At 29.4% G+C, this 22,571-nt stretch carries 21 protein-coding genes and 2 pseudogenes; 8 read left to right on the plus strand and 15 right to left on the minus strand.

Annotation, left to right across the window (positions count from 1 at the left end):
* The coding region (locus tag L8X97_RS02785) for an amino acid adenylation domain-containing protein (protein ID WP_263662569.1) at positions 1-1,496 on the minus strand (1,496 nt) is incomplete at its 3' end.
* A gap of 1 nt (position 1,497) precedes the next feature.
* Positions 1,498-2,281, minus strand: a pseudogene (locus tag L8X97_RS02790) (AAC(3) family N-acetyltransferase).
* A gap of 69 nt (positions 2,282-2,350) precedes the next feature.
* Here L8X97_RS02790 and L8X97_RS02795 point away from each other — a divergent pair.
* Both L8X97_RS02795 and L8X97_RS02800 read left to right on the plus strand, forming a co-directional pair.
* Entirely contained in the window at positions 2,351-3,571 is a 1,221-nt protein-coding gene (locus tag L8X97_RS02795; protein ID WP_263662570.1) for a DUF2920 family protein, read from the plus strand.
* Positions 3,572-3,605: 34 nt separating this feature from the next.
* Positions 3,606-4,845 (plus strand): annotated as a pseudogene (locus tag L8X97_RS02800) (DUF2920 family protein).
* Positions 4,846-4,857: 12 nt separating this feature from the next.
* Here the strand turns inward: L8X97_RS02800 and L8X97_RS02805 are convergent.
* Genes L8X97_RS02805 through dcd form a run of 10 tightly spaced genes read right to left on the minus strand, consistent with a single transcriptional unit; the run spans position 4,858 to position 13,557 of the window.
* Entirely contained in the window at positions 4,858-5,076 is a 219-nt protein-coding gene (locus L8X97_RS02805) for an acyl carrier protein (protein ID WP_214100219.1), read from the minus strand.
* Positions 5,069-6,136, minus strand: coding sequence for a beta-ketoacyl-ACP synthase III (locus L8X97_RS02810; RefSeq protein WP_263662571.1), 1,068 nt, complete (start codon positions 6,134-6,136; stop codon positions 5,069-5,071). The genes L8X97_RS02805 and L8X97_RS02810 overlap by 8 nt, the downstream gene beginning before the upstream one ends.
* Positions 6,126-7,649 (minus strand): HAD-IIIC family phosphatase, encoded by a 1,524-nt coding sequence (locus L8X97_RS02815; RefSeq protein ID WP_263662572.1) that lies wholly within the window; start codon positions 7,647-7,649, stop codon positions 6,126-6,128. The genes L8X97_RS02810 and L8X97_RS02815 overlap by 11 nt, the downstream gene beginning before the upstream one ends.
* Complete coding sequence (locus L8X97_RS02820; RefSeq protein ID WP_173787020.1) at positions 7,646-8,548, minus strand: class I SAM-dependent methyltransferase; 903 nt, start codon at positions 8,546-8,548, stop codon at positions 7,646-7,648. The genes L8X97_RS02815 and L8X97_RS02820 overlap by 4 nt, the downstream gene beginning before the upstream one ends.
* Positions 8,542-8,766 carry an acyl carrier protein gene (locus L8X97_RS02825; protein WP_087699877.1) on the minus strand — a complete coding sequence of 75 codons (225 nt, stop codon included), beginning with the start codon at positions 8,764-8,766 and terminating at the stop codon, positions 8,542-8,544. The genes L8X97_RS02820 and L8X97_RS02825 overlap by 7 nt, the downstream gene beginning before the upstream one ends.
* 2 nt (positions 8,767-8,768) lie before the next feature.
* Positions 8,769-9,551, minus strand: a complete 783-nt coding sequence (locus L8X97_RS02830) for an AAC(3) family N-acetyltransferase (RefSeq protein ID WP_263662573.1) — start codon at positions 9,549-9,551, stop codon at positions 8,769-8,771.
* Positions 9,548-10,819, minus strand: a complete 1,272-nt coding sequence (locus L8X97_RS02835) for a DUF4910 domain-containing protein (RefSeq protein WP_263662574.1) — start codon at positions 10,817-10,819, stop codon at positions 9,548-9,550. Before L8X97_RS02835 ends, L8X97_RS02830 begins: the two co-directional genes overlap by 4 nt.
* Positions 10,812-11,942, minus strand: a complete 1,131-nt coding sequence (gene pseC / locus L8X97_RS02840) for a UDP-4-amino-4,6-dideoxy-N-acetyl-beta-L-altrosamine transaminase (RefSeq protein ID WP_263662575.1) — start codon at positions 11,940-11,942, stop codon at positions 10,812-10,814. The genes L8X97_RS02835 and pseC overlap by 8 nt, the downstream gene beginning before the upstream one ends.
* Positions 11,939-12,946, minus strand: a complete 1,008-nt coding sequence (pseB, locus tag L8X97_RS02845; protein WP_133319776.1) for a UDP-N-acetylglucosamine 4,6-dehydratase (inverting) — start codon at positions 12,944-12,946, stop codon at positions 11,939-11,941. Before pseB ends, pseC begins: the two co-directional genes overlap by 4 nt.
* 50 nt (positions 12,947-12,996) lie before the next feature.
* Positions 12,997-13,557 (minus strand): dCTP deaminase, encoded by a 561-nt coding sequence (gene dcd / locus L8X97_RS02850; RefSeq protein WP_012661997.1) that lies wholly within the window; start codon positions 13,555-13,557, stop codon positions 12,997-12,999.
* A gap of 131 nt (positions 13,558-13,688) precedes the next feature.
* Here dcd and accB point away from each other — a divergent pair, with 131 nt between their 5' ends.
* Both accB and L8X97_RS02860 read left to right on the plus strand, forming a co-directional pair.
* Positions 13,689-14,138: an acetyl-CoA carboxylase biotin carboxyl carrier protein gene (gene accB, locus L8X97_RS02855; protein ID WP_039626958.1), complete on the plus strand. Its 450-nt coding sequence runs from the start codon at positions 13,689-13,691 to the stop codon at positions 14,136-14,138.
* Position 14,139: 1 nt separating this feature from the next.
* Positions 14,140-15,471 (plus strand): acetyl-CoA carboxylase biotin carboxylase subunit, encoded by a 1,332-nt coding sequence (locus L8X97_RS02860; protein ID WP_263662576.1) that lies wholly within the window; start codon positions 14,140-14,142, stop codon positions 15,469-15,471.
* 18 nt (positions 15,472-15,489) lie between these two features.
* Here the strand turns inward: L8X97_RS02860 and L8X97_RS02865 are convergent, their stop codons facing one another.
* Complete coding sequence (locus L8X97_RS02865) at positions 15,490-16,317, minus strand: peptidylprolyl isomerase (RefSeq protein ID WP_133319775.1); 828 nt, start codon at positions 16,315-16,317, stop codon at positions 15,490-15,492.
* Between the two features lie 64 nt (positions 16,318-16,381).
* Between L8X97_RS02865 and gltX the strand changes: the two genes are divergently transcribed.
* The 4 genes from gltX (at position 16,382) to gdhA (ending at position 21,301) form a co-directional block, all read left to right on the plus strand.
* On the plus strand, positions 16,382-17,773 hold the full coding sequence (gltX, locus tag L8X97_RS02870) for a glutamate--tRNA ligase (protein WP_263662577.1): 1,392 nt from the start codon (positions 16,382-16,384) through the stop codon (positions 17,771-17,773).
* Positions 17,773-19,008: a malic enzyme-like NAD(P)-binding protein gene (locus tag L8X97_RS02875; protein ID WP_133319773.1), complete on the plus strand. Its 1,236-nt coding sequence runs from the start codon at positions 17,773-17,775 to the stop codon at positions 19,006-19,008. Before gltX ends, L8X97_RS02875 begins: the two co-directional genes overlap by 1 nt.
* 247 nt (positions 19,009-19,255) lie before the next feature.
* Entirely contained in the window at positions 19,256-19,921 is a 666-nt protein-coding gene (locus L8X97_RS02880) for an MqnA/MqnD/SBP family protein (RefSeq protein WP_263662578.1), read from the plus strand.
* A 12-nt stretch (positions 19,922-19,933) separates the two neighbouring features.
* On the plus strand, positions 19,934-21,301 hold the full coding sequence (gdhA, locus tag L8X97_RS02885) for an NADP-specific glutamate dehydrogenase (RefSeq protein ID WP_263662579.1): 1,368 nt from the start codon (positions 19,934-19,936) through the stop codon (positions 21,299-21,301).
* A 22-nt stretch (positions 21,302-21,323) separates the two neighbouring features.
* On the opposite strand, the gene L8X97_RS02890 is transcribed toward gdhA, so the two are convergent.
* Complete coding sequence (locus L8X97_RS02890; protein WP_412175469.1) at positions 21,324-21,851, minus strand: hypothetical protein; 528 nt, start codon at positions 21,849-21,851, stop codon at positions 21,324-21,326.
* Positions 21,838-22,551 carry a thioredoxin fold domain-containing protein gene (locus L8X97_RS02895; RefSeq protein WP_220566922.1) on the minus strand — a complete coding sequence of 238 codons (714 nt, stop codon included), beginning with the start codon at positions 22,549-22,551 and terminating at the stop codon, positions 21,838-21,840. The genes L8X97_RS02890 and L8X97_RS02895 overlap by 14 nt, the downstream gene beginning before the upstream one ends.
* Positions 22,552-22,571 lie beyond the last annotated feature (20 nt).

The raw sequence follows: 22,571 nt of genomic DNA on the forward strand, positions 1-22,571 counted from the left end.
TAAGAGTTTTTACTCAAAACTTTCCTATCAATCTTCCCATTTGCATTTAAAGTAAATTGTTCTATTTTAACAAATTTTTTAGGTATCATGTAAACAGGGAGTTTGTCTTTTAAAAAGTTTTTAAAATCTAACTCTTCCTTACTTTCATAAAAGCAAATAATTTCTTCTTTAAAAATACAAGCGCAATTTCTTACATTCTCATGAGAATTTATAATACTTTCTATCTCTCCAAGTTCTATGCGATGACCCATATATTTGATTTGATGATCTATTCTTCCATAGCATAAAAGTTCGCCAAATTCATTATAAGCTACCACATCACCTGTTTTATAAAGCAAGTCTAGGTAATTATCATGCAAAGGATTTTGCACAAAAGCTTGCTTTGTTTTTTCTTTATCGTTGTAATAGCCTAAGGAAAGACAAGTTCCTCTTACATAAAGCTCACCTTTAATTCCCACTTGACTTGGAGTAATTAAATTTAAATTCTCATCAAAGACTAAAAGTTGGGTATTTTTACATGCTTTTCCTATAGGCAAAAGCTCATCATCGCTAAATTGTCTATCAACTATGTAAAAAGAACATACATCGGTAATTTCAGTAGGTCCATAAAGATTAGCAAATAAAGTATTAGGAAGGTATTTACGCCAAATGTTGAGTTGTTTATTTGGCATGATTTCACCACAAAAAAGAATTTTGTTTAAATTTTTTAATTTGGTGCTATCTACCGCATTGGTATTAGCAAAATAAATTAGCACTGAAGGTACCCAAAAAATTGTTGTTATTTTTTCTTGTTCTAGATACTCTAAAATTTTATTTGGAAAAGCAAAAAGATGATTAGGCAGTATATGAAGCGTAGCTCCCATTTTAACAGAGCTAAATATATCTAATATGCTATTATCAAAGTAAAATGGCGCTTGATTAGCAAGTATATCTTCATGGCTTAGCTTAAAAGTTTCACATACCCAAAAAGTATAATCAATCACACTTTTATGGCTTATGCTTACTCCTTTTGGAGTTCCTGTGCTTCCGCTTGTAAAAAAGACATAAAGTAAATTAGTATCTATGTGATCGTTTAAAGCTTTTTCTAAAGCATTTTCATTTATAACAAAGCTTTCAAAATCTTCTGTGAAAATGGTATCAAGATTAAAATCTAAATTTAATTTTTTAGAAGTAATTAAAAGCTTTGGTTTCAAAACTTCTATAACTTTTTCTACACGCTCTTCGGGACTTTTTTCATCTAAAAGTGTATAAAAATTTCCACTTTTTGCTACACCAAAAAAAGAAAGCAAACAATCAATTCCTTTAGGAAGTATGATTAATACAGGATCTTGTGTACTTTTAGTAGGAAGTTTAGAAAGAATTTTACTTGCTATTTTTTTACTTAAATCATCAAATTCTTTATAGCCTATACTTCTACCATTAAACTCAACAAAAGCATTTTTGCTTCCAAATTTAGCAACACTTTCTTGTAAAAAATCATTGATATGAGTTGTCATTTTATTCCTTTAGCAAACAATAAGGGTTATCCTTTAAAGCTTTTAATGTTTTTTCTAAATAGTTTTTCATGTTGATATTTATTATATGAGCATTGGAAAAATTTAAAATATTAAAATTATCATCATTTTTTAAAATAGCTATTTGTTTATCAACATCTAAATCTGAATTTTCATCCAATTTTCTAACATAGTATTTAATATTTTTTTGGAGTATTTTACCATCTTCATCAATAATTTTTCCACTAAAATTTTTAAAATATCTATATGGAACATGAGCTTTTTCTTCTATGAAATGACTAAAAGTGTACCCAGCTATTTTAGAGCCAAATAAAACTAATTTTCCATTTTCTTTGGCTAAAATTTCATACACACAATTTTCTCCAAAACAACTTGTAGTGTCCTTTAAAAACAATTCTTCTTTAGCTCCTTTAATGGCAAATGAAAATATAGGATCATTGGTGCGTTTTACCCCCCCCCCATTTACGAAAATATTCTGTTAAAACGCCAACAGTGCTTTTTGAATTCAAATTATCATAAACTTCATTTTTGCAAAAACTATAAGTAAATGTAGGCATGATTAAAGTACCTTCTTTATCTATAACTTCAAAAAAACAATCTAATATAGTTTGTAAAAATTCATTTCTAGGAAGTAAAGGAATACCAAATTTCATCAATTCACTATGTACACACAAAATATCACCTTTTTTAATACCAAGTTTTTTAAAAGCTTCTATTAAGTCTATATTGGAATATTTTTTATCATTGCATTTAAATATATATTTCATACTTTTTTCTTTGAATGTATTTTAATTAGTTATAATAGCATATAAATTATAATATCAAGAAAGAAAAATATGCTCATAAATGAAACTTATTTCATAGACTCTTGTGATGATGTAGAATTAAATATAAAAAGAGAAAGTAAATTAGAATATAGAATCACTTATGATGATAGTAAGCAAATGAAAGCTATTGTTTTTATCATAGGTGGATATGGAGCAAATGCAAATATACATTTTCTAGAAAGTTATAGAAATTTTATAGCTAAAAAATTTGATGTAGTAGCTGTAAATGTATTTTATCATTGCTTTTGCCAAAGAGTTTCTGATGTAGACAAATATAGTGCTGAAATGACTTTTTTATTAGACGATATAAGAACATTTGAAAAGGCTTTCAGGGATTTTGAAATAGAATTTGAAGTGCTAGATAATACAAAAAATATAGAAAAATATTATCAAATTCTTGATCAAAAAATGAGTATATTAAAAGAACAAGGAATTTTAAATCAAGACTATAAGGTTGAGTTATCTGTGACTTTTATCCCACCCAACAATGAATATAATAATTTTGCCATTATGCCTGCAATCGATCATATCAATGCTTTAAAAGATATAATGAAAAATTATCCTCAATTTAAATCTTTACCTAAAATTTACGGGGGGGGGTCATACGGTGGCTTAGTGGCACTAATGTGTGCAAAAATAGCTCCTTGGTATGTAGATGGAGTGATAGATAATTCAGGTGCTGCATTGCCTCCGTTAAGATATATCATAGGAAGGGATTTAAATAAAGGTGATGCTATTTTAAACGAAGATGAGTTAAATAGTAAAGTTCATTGTTATGTGGAAACTTATTGGACACGCAAAAACCCAAACTCACCTTATTATTTTGCTGATGAAAATTATTTAATAAGAGCTTTACTTAATAAAGATCATTTGATCTTACAAGCTCAAAAGAATAAAAATATTATTTATACAAGTTATCATAGTGCTAAAGATGACTTAACTCCAGCTGATCATAAAATTTCTATGATAGAAATTTTAAAAGCCTTAAATTATGAAGTAGATTTTCATCTAATAGATGAAAAAGATATAGATGGTAAATTTATTAAAAATTTAACTCATGGCTGTGGAATTCCTGATAAGGCATTATTTAATAAAGAATTACCTATTATGCTTGAAAAATTAAAAGATAAAACATTTAGTATGAAAAAAGATAGTATATCTTATCCTTGTAAAAATAAAGTTTTTACCTTTAAAGATGAAAATGATAAATTTGTTTTAGAGATTGTTTGATAAAATATATCTAAAACTAGCAAAGGCTTTTTAAATGTTAAAAAATGAAACTTATTTCATAGACTCTTGTGATGATGTAGAATTAAATATAAAAAGAGAAAGTAAATTAGAATTTAAATTAACTTATGATGATAGTAAAGAAATAGAGGCCATTGTTTGCGTTATAAACGGTATTGGCAGTGATATAAAAAGCATTTATTATATAAGTGATTATTGTGCTAGAAATTACAATGTAGCAGTTTTGAGTGTAAATTATCATGGTATAGGTAATCGTCCTCAAACTGGAGCACAATGGTATTTAGATGATATTGATAAACTTATTTTTGATGCAAGCTTAAAAGCTATTGACATAGAAATTCCTTATGATATATCAAAACTTAATACTTTTGAAGAATTTCATCCTGCTATGGAATATCTTAATAAAGAAATTCAAAAAAAGAAAGACGCTTGGAGGTTTGATAAAAAGTATTATTTAGACTTAAGTGCGAGTTTACGACTTACTAAAAACGAATATCAAAATTTTGGCATCATGCAAGCAACAGATATACTAAATGCTCTTTTATATATTAGAAAAAATTCTCCTTTTAAAGCTATGGGGGGGGGGTATAAAGCATATTTTAATCGGATCGTCTCATGGAGGTTATTTAGCAAATTTATGTGCAAAAATAGCTCCTTGGCTTGTTGATGTTGTAATAGATAATTCTTCTCATGTTAGTCTTACTAATTTATGGAGAGTTATAGGTTTTGGAAAAGAAGTTGATTATACTGAGTATTATTCGGTTGCGACTTTTAATTTCTTTCAAAATATAAGATTGTGTTGTTGTGAAAAAACACTATGGACTACAAACAAACAATCCCCTTATTATTTTTCACCTGCTAGAAAACTCATTAGAGAAACACTAAATAAAGATCATCTAAATATACAAGCAAAATATCCAAATCCAAAATATATTGCTTATCATTCTAAATTTGATGAATATGTTCCTTTAGAAGAAAAAGAAGAATATGTTAATATTTTAAAAGAACATGGACTTGATGTTGAATTTATAAAAGTTATAGATGAAAAACAAATAGATGGTAAGTTTATTAAAAATCTAACTCATGGTATGGGTATACCTATAAAACTACTTATAAAAAAACACTTACCGCAAATTTTACAAGAACCTTTAAAAGATAAAACTTGTAAAAAAGAAATCTCATACAAGTGTGATGATTTAATATATACTTTTAAAGAGGAAAATGAGCAGATTGTTTTAAGTGTGGAAAGGGTTTAAACAAATATTTGTTTAAACACCAGCTAAAGCTAAAAGATCGCTTACTTTTTCACATTTTTTAAGATCATCACCGCTAATTTGCTTGCCAAGTGAGTTTTTAAATAATACCATGATAGATACAAAAGCTAAGCTATCCCATTCATCAATATCATCTAAAATCATATCTTCTTTTAGTGTTTCATCCATATGCATAGCTTCGCTAATAGCTTCTAATAATTCTTCTTTAGTCATTTTTTTCTCCTTTATAAATTGAAATTGTATCAGTTTTAAAGTTTTTATCAAAATTTATATAAGCACTCCCCCAGGCATATCCAGCACCAAAAGCACTTAAAATGGCACTAAAATCATTTTTTTGCATTTCACAAAGTAAAGCAGGTAAAGAGCAAGCACTTAAATTAGCGTATTTTGACATCAAAAAATTTGGTGTTTTAGAGCTATCAATACCCAAGTCATTTATAATAGAATCAACTAAAAATTGATTGGATTGATGTAATAAAAAATAATCCACTTTATCTTTACTTTTTTCACAAAAATCAAGCATTTCTTTTATGCTTTGACTCTCAAGATTAAGTGCTTGGTTAAAAATTTCAGCCCCATCCATGTAAAGATTATCTAAGCTCCTATGCTTATTGGTTTGAAATATTTCTTTATTGGAGCTTTTACTCTCATCAAGTTTAGCAAAAGCTCTATTGGGTATGATGAGTTTGTCAAAACCTTCTCCATTAGAATGAAGCTTAAAAAACGATTTTTCATTTGCACTGCTTATGAGTGTTGCACTTACTCCATCGCCAAAAATTGGAGCTAAATTTGCATTTAAAGGGTTTATGGTTTTGCTTAAAGTATCACCACAAATTAATAAAATATTTTTTGCATTTTGATTTTCTAAAAAAGAAAAAGCTATAAATAAGCCGTATAAATACCCCGAACACGCTTGATTTACATCAAAAGCTATGGTTTGAGGTTTTAAATTTAATCGTTTGTGAAGATAGTTTGCGCATGATGGCATAAAAAAATCAGGAGTTTGTGTAACAAAAATCACTATATCAAGCTTATTTTTATCAAAATCGAGCATTTTAAATAAATTTATACTTGCTTCATAGGCTAAATCTGTTGTGCTAATATTTTCATCAGCGATAAATCTTTCTTGTATGCCTGAAATTTTTTTCATTCTTTTTAGCATTTTGACATCATTTTGAAAAACATCTTCTAAGCAATCATCTATATTTATGTATTTATTAGGCACGCAAACACTTATGCCTGCTATTTTGGCTTTATAAAAACTAGCTTTCAATTATAAGTCCTTCGTAATTTATCATTTCTTTTTGGATTAGAGCAAAATTTTCTTTTATATTTGCATTTAAACTATATAAAAATTCTAAAAATGGCATATTTCTTTCGCCCTTTTGAAAGTATAAAATACATTCTTTTGTATTAAAATGCACATGTAATAACTCTATAGCCTTATATAGCATAATTTTTTCAAGCTTTCTTCCTAAAGCTCTGCAACTTATGCAAAGATCTTTTATGATTAAATTTGTTTCATCTTTATAAGCTAAAAAAATTGCTATAATGCCACTATCACTTAATTTATCACTCATGCTTATAGTCAAAATAGCATGTTTTTGCATAAATTCTTCACACTCTTTTAAGCTTAATCTTGAGTAATTTGATATAAATTGATTAGTTTTATTAAGTAGTTGTGAAATTCTTTCAAGTTCATCTGCGTGGTTGATATGAAATTTCAAACAAATTTGTAATTTTTCAAAATACTCTTTAGGGCTAAGCTTGACAAGCTCTTGTCTTTGTAAATTTGCTTTAATATCAGCACTTCTTAACTCGTCTTCTTTGCTAAAGCTTGTTTTTAAAAGTCTAGGATAGAGCTTTAAACTATAAGCACTATTTTCATCAGCTAGTAAGGTGTTAATATGAAGGTGTGATACATTTTCAATTTCGGCTATATTATCATCAATAAATAGCACACTATCAAAAGCTATATTAAAAAAATTTACAATTTCTTTAATATTTTCGTCTTTACTTTTCCAATTAGCCCTGATCATACTAAAATCATCAAGTTGTAATAAAAAGTCTTTTCTTTGTGAAAAAAGTTTTTTTACATCTTCTTCTTCATTTTTTGAAGCGATGGCAAGTAAAAAACCTTGATTTTTTAAATTTAAAAGCTCACTTTGCAAGGCTTTATGATTGCTAGATAAAGTAAGATTTTCAATGCCATCTTCGCCTAAAATTCCTTGGTATAAGGTATTATCAAGATCTATGATGATTGCTTTTAAAGTTGGTTGCAAGAAGCTAGGTAGGATTTTTAGTCCTAGAATTTGGGCTAATTTTACACAAGCTTTATTACTAAGTCTGCTTGCATTTATTTCAAAATTACTATCATCTATGATGAGATTTTCATCTAAAAAGGGCTTTAGTATTTTGCAAATACTATATTCTTTTAAGCTTGTATTACCAAGTAAAAGTGTGATGATAGGAGCGTTGCTAATGCTTGATAGCTCTTGTATTTTTTCTTTGATAAAATCATCTACATTTTTTTTATAATTGTTTAAATCTATAAATATAATGTTTAAATCTGCTTTTTGAAAATTATCATAACTTAAACTATCATCATAAGAGCTTATGTTAAATTCAGCCTTTAATTTACTAAAGGCTAAAAATGCATTTAGTATGCTTGAAATCACTTCAAAAGAGTGATTTCTAAAAACATTAATAGTAATTTTTTTATAATGATTTTCCTTGCTAAGTTTTATAAGATCATTTCTTTTTAAATTTGGTGAAAAAAGATTCATTCTTTGACCAAAACTACTGCCATTACAATAGCATTTTTTGTTTTTAGTGCTTTTTCTAAAGAATAATTATTCGCCATAAAATATTCACATTCTTTGATTTTCAATCCTGCTTTATTAAGTAATTCTTTAACTTCATCAGGATGAGAAAATAAATAAATATGATCAATTGCAGGAGCGTTGATAGGTATAGTCGCAAAGATTTCTCCATTATCATTTAATAAGGCTTTTACATCTTTCATAAATTGTAAAGGTTGTTCAACATGTTCTAAAACCTCTCCCATTACTACCAAATCAGCTTTGTTGTTAAACTCACATTTGGTAAAATCTTTACATATAAATTCGCATTTAGTATTTATTTTGCCAAACTGATTTTCTACCATATCTTTGCTCATTTGACAACTTATAGGAGATATATCGATGCCAAAATATTCTTTAAATTTTTGACTTCTTAGGGCTTTAACAAAAAACTCACCATGCCCTGGTCCTATTTCAAGATAGGTATTTTCTTGATTTTGTTTTTCATCTATATACTTAGCAAAATATCTTCTAACCTCAATATGAGCATTCCATATAAAAGAAGATATGGCAAGACCTACCATGTATTGCTTCATATAGTTTTCATTAAAATACACCATATTTTCTACTTCTGCTAAGGTGCTATATCTATATTTTCCAAATTCTATAAAATATCTAGTTTCTTCTAAAGTATCATTTAATACAACTATATAGCTTTGAGCTTGTTCTTCTAAAGTAATATTTAGTGTATCTTTGTAATAAACAATAAGCTTTTCTAAATCTTCATATTCTTCTTTAGAGAGTTGTAATCCATCTAAACATTTTTTGTGTAGTGGATTTTTTTCTTCTATTAGCTTAAATAATTCTTTTGTATTTTCTAGCATAATTTCTCCTTAATAGCTTGCAAAAGTTCATTTTGTGATTTTAGCTGACTTAATTCATCTTTGCTAAATTTGATTTCAAATTCTTCTTCTAAGCTCATGATTATATCAATATGATTTAAAGAAGTCCAATTTTTGCAATTTTGCATGCTTAAATTTGAATTTTCATCAACTTTTACTTCTAGTATATTTTCTAAAATTTCATAAAATTTATTTTCCATGATTAATCCTGTAATATAAAAATATTTTTATCTTCATCAAGAGCATTTTTTATCGCTTCTTTGTATTCTTTTGTATGAAATAAACATATAGTTGCACCACCAAAATTTTCGTATATAAAATTTTTTGTTTTTTTAGTAATATAGTTTATATTATCGACATTTGGTAAAGATTTTTTATCTAAATGTCTAACATAAAATTTTATTTTTTTATCATGCATTCTGTTTTGTTCGTCTATTATTTTTCCGTGAAAATCTTTAAAATATCTGTAATCTACTCGGTATTCTTCTTCGATATAATGAGTTAGAGTGTGTCCTGTAGTGCTTCCAAAAAGTATATATTTTCCATTTTCTTGTGTTAAAATATCATACACACAATTTTCTCCAAAACAACTTGTAGTGTCCTTTAAAAACAATTCTTCTTTGGCTCCTTTTATAGCAAAGGAAAATATAGGATCATTAGTGCGTTTTACTCCTGCTTGTTTGCGAAAATATTCATTTAAAGCACCCATTTTTGTAGGAGAATTTAATTTATCATAAACTTCATTTTTGCAAAAACTATAGGTAAAAGTAGGCATGATTAAAGTACCTTCTTTACCTATAACTTCAAAAAAACAATCTAATATAGTTTGTAAAAATTCATTTCTAGGAAGCAAGGGTGTGCCAAAATTAAAAAGTTCACTATGCACACACAAAATATCGCCTTTTTTAATACTAAGTTTTTTAAAAGCTTCTATTAAATCTACATTAGAGTATTTTTTATCATTGTATTCTAAGAAATATTTCATTTTATTAGTTTATGAAATTTTAATCTTTCTATTAAATCTTTTAATTCATAAGCTTGTATATTTAGCTTTGAGGCTATATCTAAAACATCGTTTTTATCATCACAAAATGCTAAGAAACTAAGTATATTTTCAACTCTTCCTTCTCTTTTGCAATGGTCTATATATAAGTCTCTTTTACCTAAATTGGGTTCGCAAAATACAGTATTTTGATAAATTTCATTCACTTCTAAATTCATGATAATTTCTTGCATAGCTTTTAAGCCACCTTGCAATCCTTCTTCGCTGATGAAATTTAAATCATCTTTGCTAGTGTGGTATTCTTTATAATCACCAAATCTAGTTCTACACACACAAACTACGGGTAAATTTACCAAAGGAGCACAGTATTGTCTCTCATCGCTTCCTCTATCTAAAAAGCTAAATTCTTTAAAATTATTTTTTTCTTTTAAGGTATGCAAAGCTACTTTATCTGCTAGAGTATTTTCACTTGGAGTGTGAATGAGTGAGTAAGCATTATCATCACCTATGCAAGAGAGTACAAAACCTGCTTTAGTGTGTTTTTGTAAATGTTTTAAATGTTTACTAAGATAAACTATACTCCCTATGGTTTCAGGAATAAAAACAAAACGATAATTATATTTTCTCTCTTTAAGTTCTAAAAGCCATTTAGCTAAAAATGCAGCTACCACAGGACCACTTAACTCGTTATTTGCCATAGATGGATGACAAAGATAAGTGGAAATTAAAATTTCATCTTTTGTTTCTTGTGTGCTAGGTATGAGTAAATCAGCATAGTTTAAAACTCCATTTTCATGGTGCTTTGCATCTATGAAAACTTTATATTTTCCTTCTTTTAGTTTAACTCTATCTTTGTGTTTTATACAAAACCCCCAACGCCTTTTATAATAGCTTGTCACATAAGGTATGGCATCAGGCATATCCTCTATAGAGTAAAGATGCTCTTGTAAGCTTGCTAGATCAAGCTCTGTGTCTATGCCTGTGCTATAGTTTAATACATGAAGATTATTTTGCTTAAAATCACAAATTTTTTCTCCATCTGGAGTGATGATATAAGCATCGTTTATCTCCCATTCAGCAGGTACTTCCCAATCAAATACTTTATTCCCGCTTACTATAGAGTGAATTTTTAATATACCCCCCCCCATAGCTTCATCAAGTATTTTTAAGCTTTGTCTAAAGCCTTTCCCGGTAATACTTCTGCATATAGGAAAAAGCTCACAAACTAGCTCATACATACTTTTACTCATGGCAATTCTTTTTAGTTTCTTCTAAAATCTTAAATAAACTATCTTTAATAAATTGTGTTTCTTTTAAATTCATTTCTTGATGAGCAGGTATGCTAAGTTCAGCTTTATAAAAATTATCCGCATTTTCTAAGAATAAATTTCCATATAAGTTTTTATAATAACTAAACTCATAAGTAGGTTTATAATGCACTTGTACACCTATGCCCAAATTTAATAATTTTTCAAAAATAATCTCTTTTTGGCAATAAAACTCAGGAAAAAGCAAAATAGGATATAAATGTCTTGAGCTTTTTTTATAATCTTTGATTTTTATAGTGCTAAAATAAGGATTTTTTTCAAATTCTTTATCGTAAAAACTTGTGATGATTTCTCTTTTTTCTAGCATATTATCAAGTTTTTTTAGTTGATTTATACCTAAAGCACAAGCTACATCACTTAAACGATAATTATAGCCTAGTTCAATCATATCACTATCCCAAAGTCTTTTTTTGACTATGCCATGACTTCTTAAAAGCTTGATTTTTGAGATTAATTCCTCATCATTGCTAACAACCGCACCACCCTCAAAGGTTGTGATAGGTTTAACTGGATGAAAAGAAAATATGCTCAAATCCCCCATAGAACCTATTTTTTGATCTTTATAAATAGCACCTAGGGCATGACTTGCATCATCAATTAGTGGGATGTTGTGTTGTTTAGCTAAGGCTAAAATTTCATCCATTTCTACACTATTTCCCGCAAAATCAACCACGCAAATTGCTCCTATATTAGAGCTATCTTGGCTTAATCTTAAAGCAAGTTTTTTCTCATCAATATTTCCATCGCTTTTTACATCTATAAACTCAACCCTAGCACCTGCCATTAAAGCTGCATTTGCAGTTGCAGCAAAGGTAATGGGGGTTGTTAAGACAATTTTATCTTTTACATTTAAAGATAAATATGCAAGGTGTAAAGCAGAAGTAGCTGAATTTAGCACGCAAGCATATTTTACACCTACATATTCACAAAGGGCTTGTTCAAATTCTTCAACCTTTTTTCCACCGGTTAAAAAATCATCTTTTAAAGCCTCACAAACTACTTGTATGTCTTGTTCGTCAATATTTTGATGAGAATAAGTTATCATTTTTCAAGCTCTGTATGATTTATTATATTTAAAAGCTCTTCTTGGCTAATCCATGATGGATTATTATCAGAGCTATAAGAAAAGCCATTAGAAACTTTTTTACCCTTTTGTCCTTTTGCATTTATACTAAAATCAACATTAGTGTTATTAAATTGAATACTTGGACTAATAGCATAATAATTTTCAAATTCATAAGTTAAATGACTATCATCACTTGAAATCATAATTTCATGTAGTTTTTCACCTGCTCTTATACCTATGATTTTATGAGCTAAATTAGGAGCCATAGTTTTAGCTAAATCAACGATTTTCATAGAAGGAATTTTTGGTACGAAAATTTCCCCTCCATGCATATAGGCAAAATTATTCAGCACGAAATTAACTCCATCTTCTAAGGATATCCAAAATCTTGTCATTCTCTCATCTGTGATAGGAAGTTCTTTAGCGCCTTCATTGATTAGTTTTTTAAAAAATGGTATGACAGATCCTCTTGAGCCCACTACATTACCATATCTTGTAACGCTAAATTTAGTATGAGAATTTCCTGCGATGTTGTTTGCTGCTACAAAAAGCTTATCACTTGCAAGCTTTGTAGCTCCATATAAATTAATAGGATTGCATGCTTTATCGGTTGAAAGAGCGATACATTTTTCTACATTATTTTCCAAACACGCATCGATTACATTTTGTGCTCCATGGATATTAGTTTTTATACATTCCATTGGATTATATTCTGCAATTGGCACATGTTTCATAGCAGCTGCATGAATGACAAAATCAACATCCTTCATTGCTATGCTCAATCTTTCTTTATCTCTTACATCGCCTATAAAATAACGCATACAATCATCATTAAATTCTCTTGCCATTTCAAATTGTTTTAACTCATCTCTTGAATAAATGATGATTTTTTTAGGTTTGTATTTTTGAAGTAAAGTTTTAGTATAAGTTTTTCCAAAACTTCCTGTGCCACCGGTGATTAAAATGCTTTTTCCATTAAACATATATATTTTCCTATTACTTGACTAAGTTTTTATATCGGTTGAAAATAAAATTATTTTAAAATTCTTGGTAAAGTTATACCTGTTTGAGCTTGGTATTTACCCTTCTTATCAGCATATGTTACATCACAAGGTTCATCTCCTTGTAAAAATAAAACTTGAGCTATACCCTCATTAGCATAAATTTTAGCAGGTAGTGGGGTTGTGTTTGAAATTTCTATAGTGATATGTCCTTCAAAACCTGGCTCAAAAGGGGTTACATTTACTATAATGCCACATCTTGCGTAAGTACTTTTGCCAAGACAAATAGCCAAAACATCATTTGGCATTTTAAAATACTCAACTGTTCTTGCAAGAGCGAAAGAATTTGCAGGTACTATACATACATCGCCTACAAAATCTACTACATTTTCTTCTACAAAATTTTTAGGATCTACAACGGTGGAATTTACATTAGTGAAAATCTTAAATTCTCTTCCAACTCTTATATCATATCCATAGCTTGAAAGCCCATAACTAACTATACCTTTACCTATATTTGCTTCACAAAATGGCTCTATCATATTGTGCTCTAATGCCATTTTTTTGATCCAATTATCTGCTTTTAAGCCCATTTTTGTCCTTTATAATTAAAGTGAATTCTTAAATTATATCTTAAAATAAAAGTAAAAAATAAATAATTGAAGTTATTTTTAGTATTTTTATATATAATTATAAATTAAGTCTTATAAATTAAGGAGAATATATGACAAAAGAAGAAATCAAAGAACTAATGCAACTTTTTGCAGAAGCAAATATAAGCAAGATTAAAATAAAAGAACAAGATGGATTTGAAATAGAACTTGAAAGAGATATGTGTTGTGAATTACCAGCTCCAGCTCCTGTTGCTCCAGCTCCACAGCCAATTAATGTAAATGTAGTTAATGAAACCAAAGCAAGCTCAAACTCTTCTAATAAACCGACTATCAATAGCCCTATGGTAGGTACTTTTTATCAAGCTCCAAGCCCAGGTGCAGCACCTTTTGCTAAAGCAGGACAAACTATTAAAAAAGGAAGTACTATAGCAATTATTGAAGCGATGAAAATTATGAATGAAATCGAAGCCGAATATGATTGTAGGATAGTAGAAGTATTAGTTGCAGATGGTCAGCCTGTAGAATTTGGTATGCCTTTATTTGTGGTGGAGAAATTATAAAATGGAAATTAAAAAAGTTTTAATAGCAAATCGTGGAGAAATTGCATTAAGAGCTTTAAGAACTGTAAAAGAAATGGGAAAAAAAGCAATTTGTGTGTATTCTACTGCAGATAAGGATGCTTTGTATTTAAAATATGCTGATGCGAGTATTTGCATAGGAAATGCTAGAAGTTCAGAAAGCTATTTAAATATCCCAGCTATTATTAGTGCAGCTGAAATTAGCGAAGCGGATGCGATTTTTCCAGGATATGGATTTTTAAGTGAAAATCAAAATTTTGTTGAAATTTGTGCAAAACATAATATCAAATTCATAGGCCCTTCAGTAGCTGCTATGGCACTAATGAGTGATAAAAGTAAAGCAAAACAAGTAATGCAAAGAGCAGGTGTGCCTGTAATTCCAGGAAGCGATGGGGCTTTAGGTGGAGTTGAAGCAGCAAAAAAACTTGCTAAAGAAATAGGTTATCCTGTGATTTTAAAGGCAGCAGCAGGTGGTGGCGGCCGTGGTATGCGTGTAGTTGAAAATGAAAAAGATTTAGAAAAAGCTTACTGGTCAGCAGAAAGTGAAGCGATGAGTGCTTTTGGTGATGGAACTATGTATATGGAAAAATACATCCAAAACCCACGCCATATAGAAGTGCAAATCATAGGAGATAGCTTTGGAAATGTGATACATTTGGGTGAGAGAGATTGCTCTATGCAAAGACGCCATCAAAAACTTATAGAAGAATCTCCTGCAATTTTACTAGATGAAAAAACAAGAGCAAGACTTCATGAAACAGCAGTTAAAGCTGCTAAGGCTATTGATTATGAGGGTGCGGGAACTTTTGAGTTTTTAGTGGATAAAAATTTAGATTTTTATTTTATTGAAATGAATACGCGTTTGCAGGTTGAGCATTGTGTGAGTGAGATGGTAAGCGGGGTAGATATTATCGAGCTTATGATTAAAGTAGCAGAAGGGTATCCTTTACCAAAACAAGAAGAAATTAAACTTAAGGGTCATTCTATAGAATGTAGAATTACTGCTGAAGATTCTAAAACTTTCTTACCTTGCCCAGGTAAAATCACAAAATATGTAGCTCCTGCAGGACGCAATGTAAGAATGGAAAGCCATTGTTATCAAGATTATAGTGTGCCTCCATATTATGATTCTATGATTGGAAAATTAGTCGTTTGGGGAGAAGATAGAAACACAGCTATAGCTAAAATGAAAATAGCCTTGCAAGAGCTTATCGTAGGTGGGATAAAAACAACCAAAGATTTTCATTTAGCAATGATGGATAATGCAGATTTTATCAATAATAATTATGATACAAATTATCTTTCAAGACATTAATTGAAGATAGGTTTTAACCTATCTTAATTCTTCTATATGGGCATTTGCTCTTATTTTATCAAGATGATTTTTTAAGGCTTGTTCTTTTTGAGTTAGGGTATAGACATTGCTAACTTGATCTTTGATTAAATCAAATTCGATAGGATTTTTACCATATTTTTCTTTTACAAAATACACTATATAAGCGTTTTCGCCATTTAACACTGGAGTAAATTCTCCTATTTTTGTATTATTTAACAAAGCAAGTAATCTTGGATCTAAACTAGCTGCGTTTAAACTAATGGCTTTTGATTTAATTTGAGAATTTTTATACATAGGATTTTGTGCAAGCTGTTGTAAAAGTTCAGGATTAGTAGAATTATAAACAACTAAGTCTATATTTGAAAAAGTGCTAAATTTATCAAGATTGCTTTCATAAAAATGTTTTAGTGTTTCATCATCAATATTGATTTTTGCATTTTGCATTATGCTTCTATAAAGTTTTTCTCTTTCAAGATCTTTTCTAACTTTGTTTTTAAAAACTTCAAAATTTAAACCATCTTTTTCTATCTTTGCTTGCAAACCATTAATGTCAGTTTTATTGCCTTTTGCTATTTGGGCTAATTTTTCATTAAGTTCAAAAGTGCTTACATAAATTCCTAGCTTTTTAGCTTCACTTTGTTGAACTTTATCATCTACTAAAAATGCTATAGCTTTTTGTTTGTCATTAGTTTTTAATTCTTTCATAGTTTGTTCTATATCATAAAGAGTAATAGGTTGATTTTCTACTACCATTGCTACACCACCAAGGGTTTGAGCATATAAAATATTTGCAGCAAAACAACAAGATATTAAAAATTTTCTCATATAAAACCTTTATTTAAGTGTAAATATAGCATTATAACAATAAAAATTTAAAAAAGGTAAAAATATGCAAGAAATCACAACGCGTTTCGCTCCTTCTCCAACAGGATATTTGCACATAGGAGGGCTTAGAACAGCTTTATATAATTATCTTTATGCAAGAAAAAATAAGGGTAAATTTTTATTGCGTATTGAAGATACGGATTTAAAAAGAAATTCACAAGAAGCTACGCAAGCTATTATAGAAGCATTTAAATGGTGTGGGCTTGATTATGATGGGACGATTGAGTATCAATCTCAAAGATTTGATATTTATAAAAAATACATTCAAAAATTATTAGATGAGGGCAAGGCTTATTATTGTTATATGAGCAAAGAAGAGCTTGATGAGTTAAGAGCTAAGCAAGAAGCAGCTAAAGAGCGTCCAAAATATGATGGTAGATATAGAGATTTTAAAGGAATTCCGCCAAGTGGTATTGAGCCTGTGGTGCGTATAAAAGCACCACAAAGTGGAGAGATTAAATTTATAGATGGCATTAAAGGCGAGGTTAGTTTTAAGGCTGAAGATATTTTAGATGATTTTGTAATTGCAAGAAGCGATGGTAGCCCAATTTATAATTTAACCGTTGTAATTGATGATGCACTAATGGGTGTGAGTGATGTTATAAGAGGAGATGATCATTTATCAAATACTCCAAAACAAATTGTCCTTTATGAAGCACTAGGCTTTAAAATACCTAAATTTTATCATGTAGCTATGATACATGGTGAAGATGGTAAGAAACTTTCTAAGCGTCATGGAGCAACTGATGTGATGGAATATAAAAATATGGGGATTTTACCTCAAGCCCTGCTTAATTTCTTAGTGCGTCTTGGTTGGAGTCATGGCGATGATGAAATTTTTTCTTTAGAAAGTATGCAAGAGCTTTTTGATCCAAATCATATTAACAAAAGTGCTTCTTGCTATAATTTTAAAAAATTAGAATGGCTTAATGCTCATTATATTAAAACTTTACCTTTTGAAGAAATCAATAGACAATTAAAAGATTTAGGATTTGATTTAAGTCAGTATGAAAAAGCAGGCTTTTTGCTAGATATGTTAAGAGAGAGAGCTAAAACCTTACATGATATTATTAATGGGGCTAAAGTGTTACTAAATGACCCAAAAGAATATGATCAAAAGGCTGTAGATAAATTTCTTAATGTTACAAATTTAACTTATTTGGAAAAATACGCTATGGTTTTAAATGAGCAAAAAAATGCTTGTGAATTTGAAGAATTAACTAATCAATTCTTAGAAGAAAATAATCTTAAGTTAAAAGATCTAGCTCAAGCTATACGCATTGCACTCACAGGAAACTCGGTTAGTCCTAGTATATTTGAAGTATTGGAATTTTTAGGAGTGCAAAAGGCTAAATTTAGGATAAAAAATTTACTAAATTATATGAAGGAAAAATAATGAATTTAAAAGAAGAGGCTTTAGAATATCACTTAGGTGGTAAAGTAGATATTGTTGCTAGAAAGCCTATGGATAGTGCACATGATTTATCTTTGGCGTATTCTCCTGGGGTTGCTGAACCTTGTATTGAGATAGCAAAAGATGAAACTTTAGCTTATAAATACACTAATAAAGCTAATTTAGTTGCTATAGTAAGCGATGGTAGTGCGGTTTTAGGGCTTGGCAATATAGGAGCGAGTGCAAGCAAACCTGTTATGGAAGGAAAAGCTTGTTTGTTTAAAAAATTTGCTAATGTTAATGCTTATGATTTGGAAATTAATGCTCATAGTATAGATGAGATTGTTACCTTTTGTAAAGCTATAGCACCTACTTTTGGAGGAATTAATTTAGAAGATATTTCAGCACCAAAATGTTTTGAAATAGAAGCCGCTTTGCAAGATCTTGGAATTCCTGTAATGCATGATGACCAACATGGAACTGCGATCATTTCTACAGCAGGATTAATGAATGCTATGGAAATTAGTGGTAAAAAATTTGAAGATATTAAAGTAGTGGTAAGTGGTGCAGGTGCAGCAGGTATTGCAAGTGCTAGAATGTATAGAAATTTAGGGGTTAAAAATATTGTTTTAGTAGATAGTAAAGGTGTGATTAATACTCAAAGAGATGATTTAAATAAATACAAACTAGAATTTGTAAGCGATACCAAAGATAGCACTTTAAGAGAAGCTTTAAAAGGTGCTGATGTATTTTTGGGTTTGAGTGCACCTAAGATTTTAGATGATGAGATGATTTTAAGTATGGCAAAAGATCCCGTGATTTTTGCATTAGCTAATCCTGTACCTGAAGTAATGCCAGAAGATGTTAAAAGAGTTAGAAACGATGCTATAGTTGGAACAGGTAGAAGTGATTATCCAAATCAAATTAATAATGTTTTAGGTTTTCCTTTTATCTTTAGAGGAGCTTTAGATGTAAAGGCAACTAAAATTACTGAAAATATGAAAATAGCAGCCGCAAAAGCTTTGGCTGATTTAGCTAAGCTTGAAGTAACTGATGAGGTAAAACAAGCTTATGGAGTAGAAGAGCTTAGTTTTGGTAGAGATTATGTGATACCAAAACCATTTGATAGCAGAGTAAAAGCTGTAGTTAGTGCTGCGGTAGCAAAAGCTGCGGTTGAAGATGGAGTAGCTTTGATAAATAATTTTGATTATCAGAGATATTTTGATAGTTTAAAATAATTTTTTATAAATTAAGTTTTATTTAAAATAATTTTTTATTATAAAACTTAATTTTATCTATTTTTTATTGTTTATATGAGTTATAAAAACGTATTTTTTAAAAATCATTTAAAAAATATGTTTTAAATGTTACTTTTTTTCTTTTTAAATTATATAAATTTGATATTACTAGTGTTTTTAATAAAATTAATTTATATTTAAGATATTTTTTAATAGGATATTTTTACTTAATCATAGAAAGGTCGAGATGATTTTTGGTAAGATAGATTATCTTAATTTACTCCCTTTACATATCTATCTTAAAAAATCAGCTTTTCCTAGCTATGTTAAGCAAACTACAGAATACAAAAAAGGGGTTCCTAGTAAGCTAAATCGCCATTTGTATTTTAGACGCATTGATGCAGCGATTATCTCAAGTGTTGAAAGTCGTAGAAAAAAATACAAAACCTTAAATGTGGGGATTTGCGCAAGCAAAAAGGTAAAAAGCGTTTTAGTGAAAAAACAATCTGAAAGCAAAGAAGATGCAAGCTCTGCAACTTCTAATGCTCTTGCAAAAGTTTTAAAGCAAAAAGGGGAGGTTATCATCGGTGATAAGGCTTTAAAACTTTATTTGCAAAATCCAAAAGATTATATTGATTTATGCGAATTATGGTATGAAAAGACAAAACTACCTTTTGTTTTTGCTCGATTTTCTTGTATTAAAAATTTTTCTATTTATAAAAAAATTATGAAAAATTTCACAAAAAGTAAAATTTTCATTCCGCAATATATTTTGCTAGATTATTCTAAGTCAAGAAATCTTTCTCAAAAAGAAATTAGTGCATATTTAAAGCTAATTTACTACAAAATAGGAACAAAGGAGCAAAAGGCGCTAAAAAAATTTTTAGCCAATGCAAACAGCAAGATACTATAAAAAGGACAATTTATGAGTATAGCTAAACAATATATCAATGAAACCTTAGAAAAAATTCAAGCAACTTCCCCAAGACAACCTATCTTTTTTCAAGCAGCAACTGAAGTGTTAAATTCTTTAGAACCTTTACTTGAATCTAACAAAACTTATCAAGATCATGCTATATTAGAGCGTATTGTTATGCCTGAAAAAACGACTATATTTAGAGTTGTATATATCAATGATGCGGGTAAAGCTCAAACGCATTTTGGTTATAGAGTGCAGTTTAATTCTAGTTTAGGACCTTATAAAGGTGGGATCAGATTTCATCCTAGTGTAGATTTAGATGTTTTGAAATTTTTAGGTTTTGAACAAATTTTCAAAAACTCTCTAACAGGTTTAATGATAGGGGGAGCTAAAGGTGGAGCAAATTTTGACCCTAAAGGCAAAAGCGAAGCAGAAATTATGCGTTTTTGTCAAGCTTTTATGGCCGAGCTTTCAAAAATCATAGGTGCAAGCACTGATGTGCCAGCAGGTGATATAGGGGTTGGCGCTAGAGAAATTGGATATATGTTTGGAGCTTATAAGAAAATTAGCTCTAATTTTGATGGAACTTTAACGGGAAAGAAAATTCCATGGGGTGGAAGTTTAGTAAGAACAGAAGCAACAGGGTATGGTTGTGTGTATTTTACTCAAGAAATGCTAGCAAAATACAACAATGCATTAGAAGGAAAAGAGTGTGCAGTTTCAGGTAGCGGAAATGTGGCAATTTATACCATAGAAAAATTACATCAACTTGGTGCAAAAGCAATCACAATAAGCGATAGCGATGGATTTGTTTATGATAAAGATGGGGTAGATTTGGATTTATTAAAAGAAATTAAGGAAGTAAAAAGAGCTAGAGTGAGTGATTATGCAATGCTTAAAAAAGGTGCTATTTTTACTCCAAAAAGTGCGTATAAACAAGGTTGTAATGGAGTATGGAGTATACCTTGTGATATAGCTTTTCCAAGTGCTACGCAAAATGAATTAAATTTAGAAGATATTAAAACCTTATATCACAATGGTTGTCGTATGGTAGCAGAGGGAGCTAATATGCCAAGCACACTTGAAGCGATCGATTTTATGTTAAATCAAAAAGACTTTTTATTTGCGCCAGCTAAGGCTGCTAATGCAGGTGGTGTAGCGACTTCTCAACTTGAAATGCAACAAAATGCAAGTATGTGTCAATGGGGCTTTGAGGAAGTTGATGCAAAATTACATAAGATTATGAAAAATATTTTTGAAAATTCATACGAGTGTGCAAAAGCTTATAATCATGAAGGAAATTTAGTAGTAGGCTCAAATATAGCAGGCTTTAAAAAAGTAGCTGATGCGATGATTGATCATGGTTATATTTAAAAAGATGGCTTAAATGCCATCTTTAGTGTATATAAAAAAAGCTTGTTATTTGATTGGCGATTTTTTCTTCTAAAGACTCTTTGGCTCTGTCTATATTGCCAAGATAAGCAGTTCTTGCTAAAAGCGAGGTGCTTTGAGTAGAGTTTTTGGAGCTAATTTGTAAATTAACTTGCAAAAGATAGTAATTTTCTACTTCCATTTCAAAAACATCATCTATTTTATCAAAGTCATTATAAAAAAATCTCGCATTAGAAGCGCGTAATCTTTGTGCGTAAGAAAATTTCTTAAAATCTACTATATTGATATAAATTTTATAATCACTTTGAACATTATTTAAAACTAAGCCTAAATTTTGTAATTTTTGAGCGAGCTTGGCTTCTAAATTTGTGTTTAATTTTGAAGGATTATTGATGTGTAAAGAAAAACTTTGATTTTTATTAGCATGCAGGAAAATACCTTCATTATTTGTTTGGATAAAAGTTTGCATAGAGCCTGTGCAAGCACTTAAAAATAGTGCAAACACAAGCAAGAAAAAATTATTTTTGAGCATCGATTATAGTTGGCACAGCACGAAGACCAAGTTTAGAGTATTTTGCGAAAGTTTCTCTTACTGCTTTAACCTCAGCTTCACTAGGTTTTTTATAATCTTTTAAATTTTTATCATAATATTTTTTCATGATAGCGATTTTTTGTGCATCATCTTTAGCATTTTTACTTTCTTTGTAAATTAATGCAGATTTTTCAAAAGCACTAGTATCATGGATAGGGGTTAAGATAAATTTCACTTGATGGGTTTTTAGTGTTTCTTCTATTTTATCTAAATGCATTCTACAATATGGACATTCAGGATCGCTAAAAACATAAAGTAAAGGTTTGTTTTTATCGCCTAAAGAAATAAACATTTTTTCTTTTTTAAGTTCAACTAGAGCTTTTTTTGAAAATTCAGCTTGTTGTTTTTCCATGAGTTTTGCTTGATAAACTTGAGAGTAAAATTCACCTTTTTTTACATCAATTACTTCAGTTGTGATGATATTATCTTGAGTGAAAACGATTTCTTGGAAATTTTTACCACTAATTTCAAAATTAACTATCACAGCTTCAAAGTTAGTGTCAGGAATTTTTTCTCTACTAGAAACACTAATGTTTGCATTTGATAAATTTGGATTTTTCTTAAAAAAATTAATAATTTCTTCATTGCTTGCAGCAAATAAAGAGCTAGCAAGGGTTAAGAGAGCTAAAGATTTTTTCATCATTTTCCTTTGTTTTAAAA

It is taken from the genome of Campylobacter sp. CNRCH_2013_0671h, from assembly GCF_025773055.1.
In the GTDB taxonomy this organism is placed as follows: domain Bacteria; phylum Campylobacterota; class Campylobacteria; order Campylobacterales; family Campylobacteraceae; genus Campylobacter_D; species Campylobacter_D lari_D.

Excerpts from the sequence above, each read along its gene's own strand:
- L8X97_RS02795 (WP_263662570.1), top strand. The coding sequence starts at position 2,351 with ATGCTCATAAATGAAACTTATTTCATAGACTCTTGTGATGATGTAGAA.
- L8X97_RS02805 (WP_214100219.1), bottom strand. The coding sequence starts at position 5,076 with ATGACTAAAGAAGAATTATTAGAAGCTATTAGCGAAGCTATGCATATG.
- L8X97_RS02815 (WP_263662572.1), bottom strand. The coding sequence starts at position 7,649 with ATGAATCTTTTTTCACCAAATTTAAAAAGAAATGATCTTATAAAACTT.
- L8X97_RS02820 (WP_173787020.1), bottom strand. The coding sequence starts at position 8,548 with ATGCTAGAAAATACAAAAGAATTATTTAAGCTAATAGAAGAAAAAAAT.
- L8X97_RS02825 (WP_087699877.1), bottom strand. The coding sequence starts at position 8,766 with ATGGAAAATAAATTTTATGAAATTTTAGAAAATATACTAGAAGTAAAA.
- L8X97_RS02830 (WP_263662573.1), bottom strand. The coding sequence starts at position 9,551 with ATGAAATATTTCTTAGAATACAATGATAAAAAATACTCTAATGTAGAT.
- L8X97_RS02835 (WP_263662574.1), bottom strand. The coding sequence starts at position 10,819 with ATGAGTAAAAGTATGTATGAGCTAGTTTGTGAGCTTTTTCCTATATGC.
- pseC (WP_263662575.1), bottom strand. The coding sequence starts at position 11,942 with ATGATAACTTATTCTCATCAAAATATTGACGAACAAGACATACAAGTA.
- pseB (WP_133319776.1), bottom strand. The coding sequence starts at position 12,946 with ATGTTTAATGGAAAAAGCATTTTAATCACCGGTGGCACAGGAAGTTTT.
- dcd (WP_012661997.1), bottom strand. The coding sequence starts at position 13,557 with ATGGGCTTAAAAGCAGATAATTGGATCAAAAAAATGGCATTAGAGCAC.
- accB (WP_039626958.1), top strand. The coding sequence starts at position 13,689 with ATGACAAAAGAAGAAATCAAAGAACTAATGCAACTTTTTGCAGAAGCA.
- L8X97_RS02860 (WP_263662576.1), top strand. The coding sequence starts at position 14,140 with ATGGAAATTAAAAAAGTTTTAATAGCAAATCGTGGAGAAATTGCATTA.
- L8X97_RS02865 (WP_133319775.1), bottom strand. The coding sequence starts at position 16,317 with ATGAGAAAATTTTTAATATCTTGTTGTTTTGCTGCAAATATTTTATAT.
- gltX (WP_263662577.1), top strand. The coding sequence starts at position 16,382 with ATGCAAGAAATCACAACGCGTTTCGCTCCTTCTCCAACAGGATATTTG.
- L8X97_RS02875 (WP_133319773.1), top strand. The coding sequence starts at position 17,773 with ATGAATTTAAAAGAAGAGGCTTTAGAATATCACTTAGGTGGTAAAGTA.
- L8X97_RS02880 (WP_263662578.1), top strand. The coding sequence starts at position 19,256 with ATGATTTTTGGTAAGATAGATTATCTTAATTTACTCCCTTTACATATC.
- gdhA (WP_263662579.1), top strand. The coding sequence starts at position 19,934 with ATGAGTATAGCTAAACAATATATCAATGAAACCTTAGAAAAAATTCAA.
- L8X97_RS02890 (WP_412175469.1), bottom strand. The coding sequence starts at position 21,851 with ATGCTCAAAAATAATTTTTTCTTGCTTGTGTTTGCACTATTTTTAAGT.
- L8X97_RS02895 (WP_220566922.1), bottom strand. The coding sequence starts at position 22,551 with ATGAAAAAATCTTTAGCTCTCTTAACCCTTGCTAGCTCTTTATTTGCT.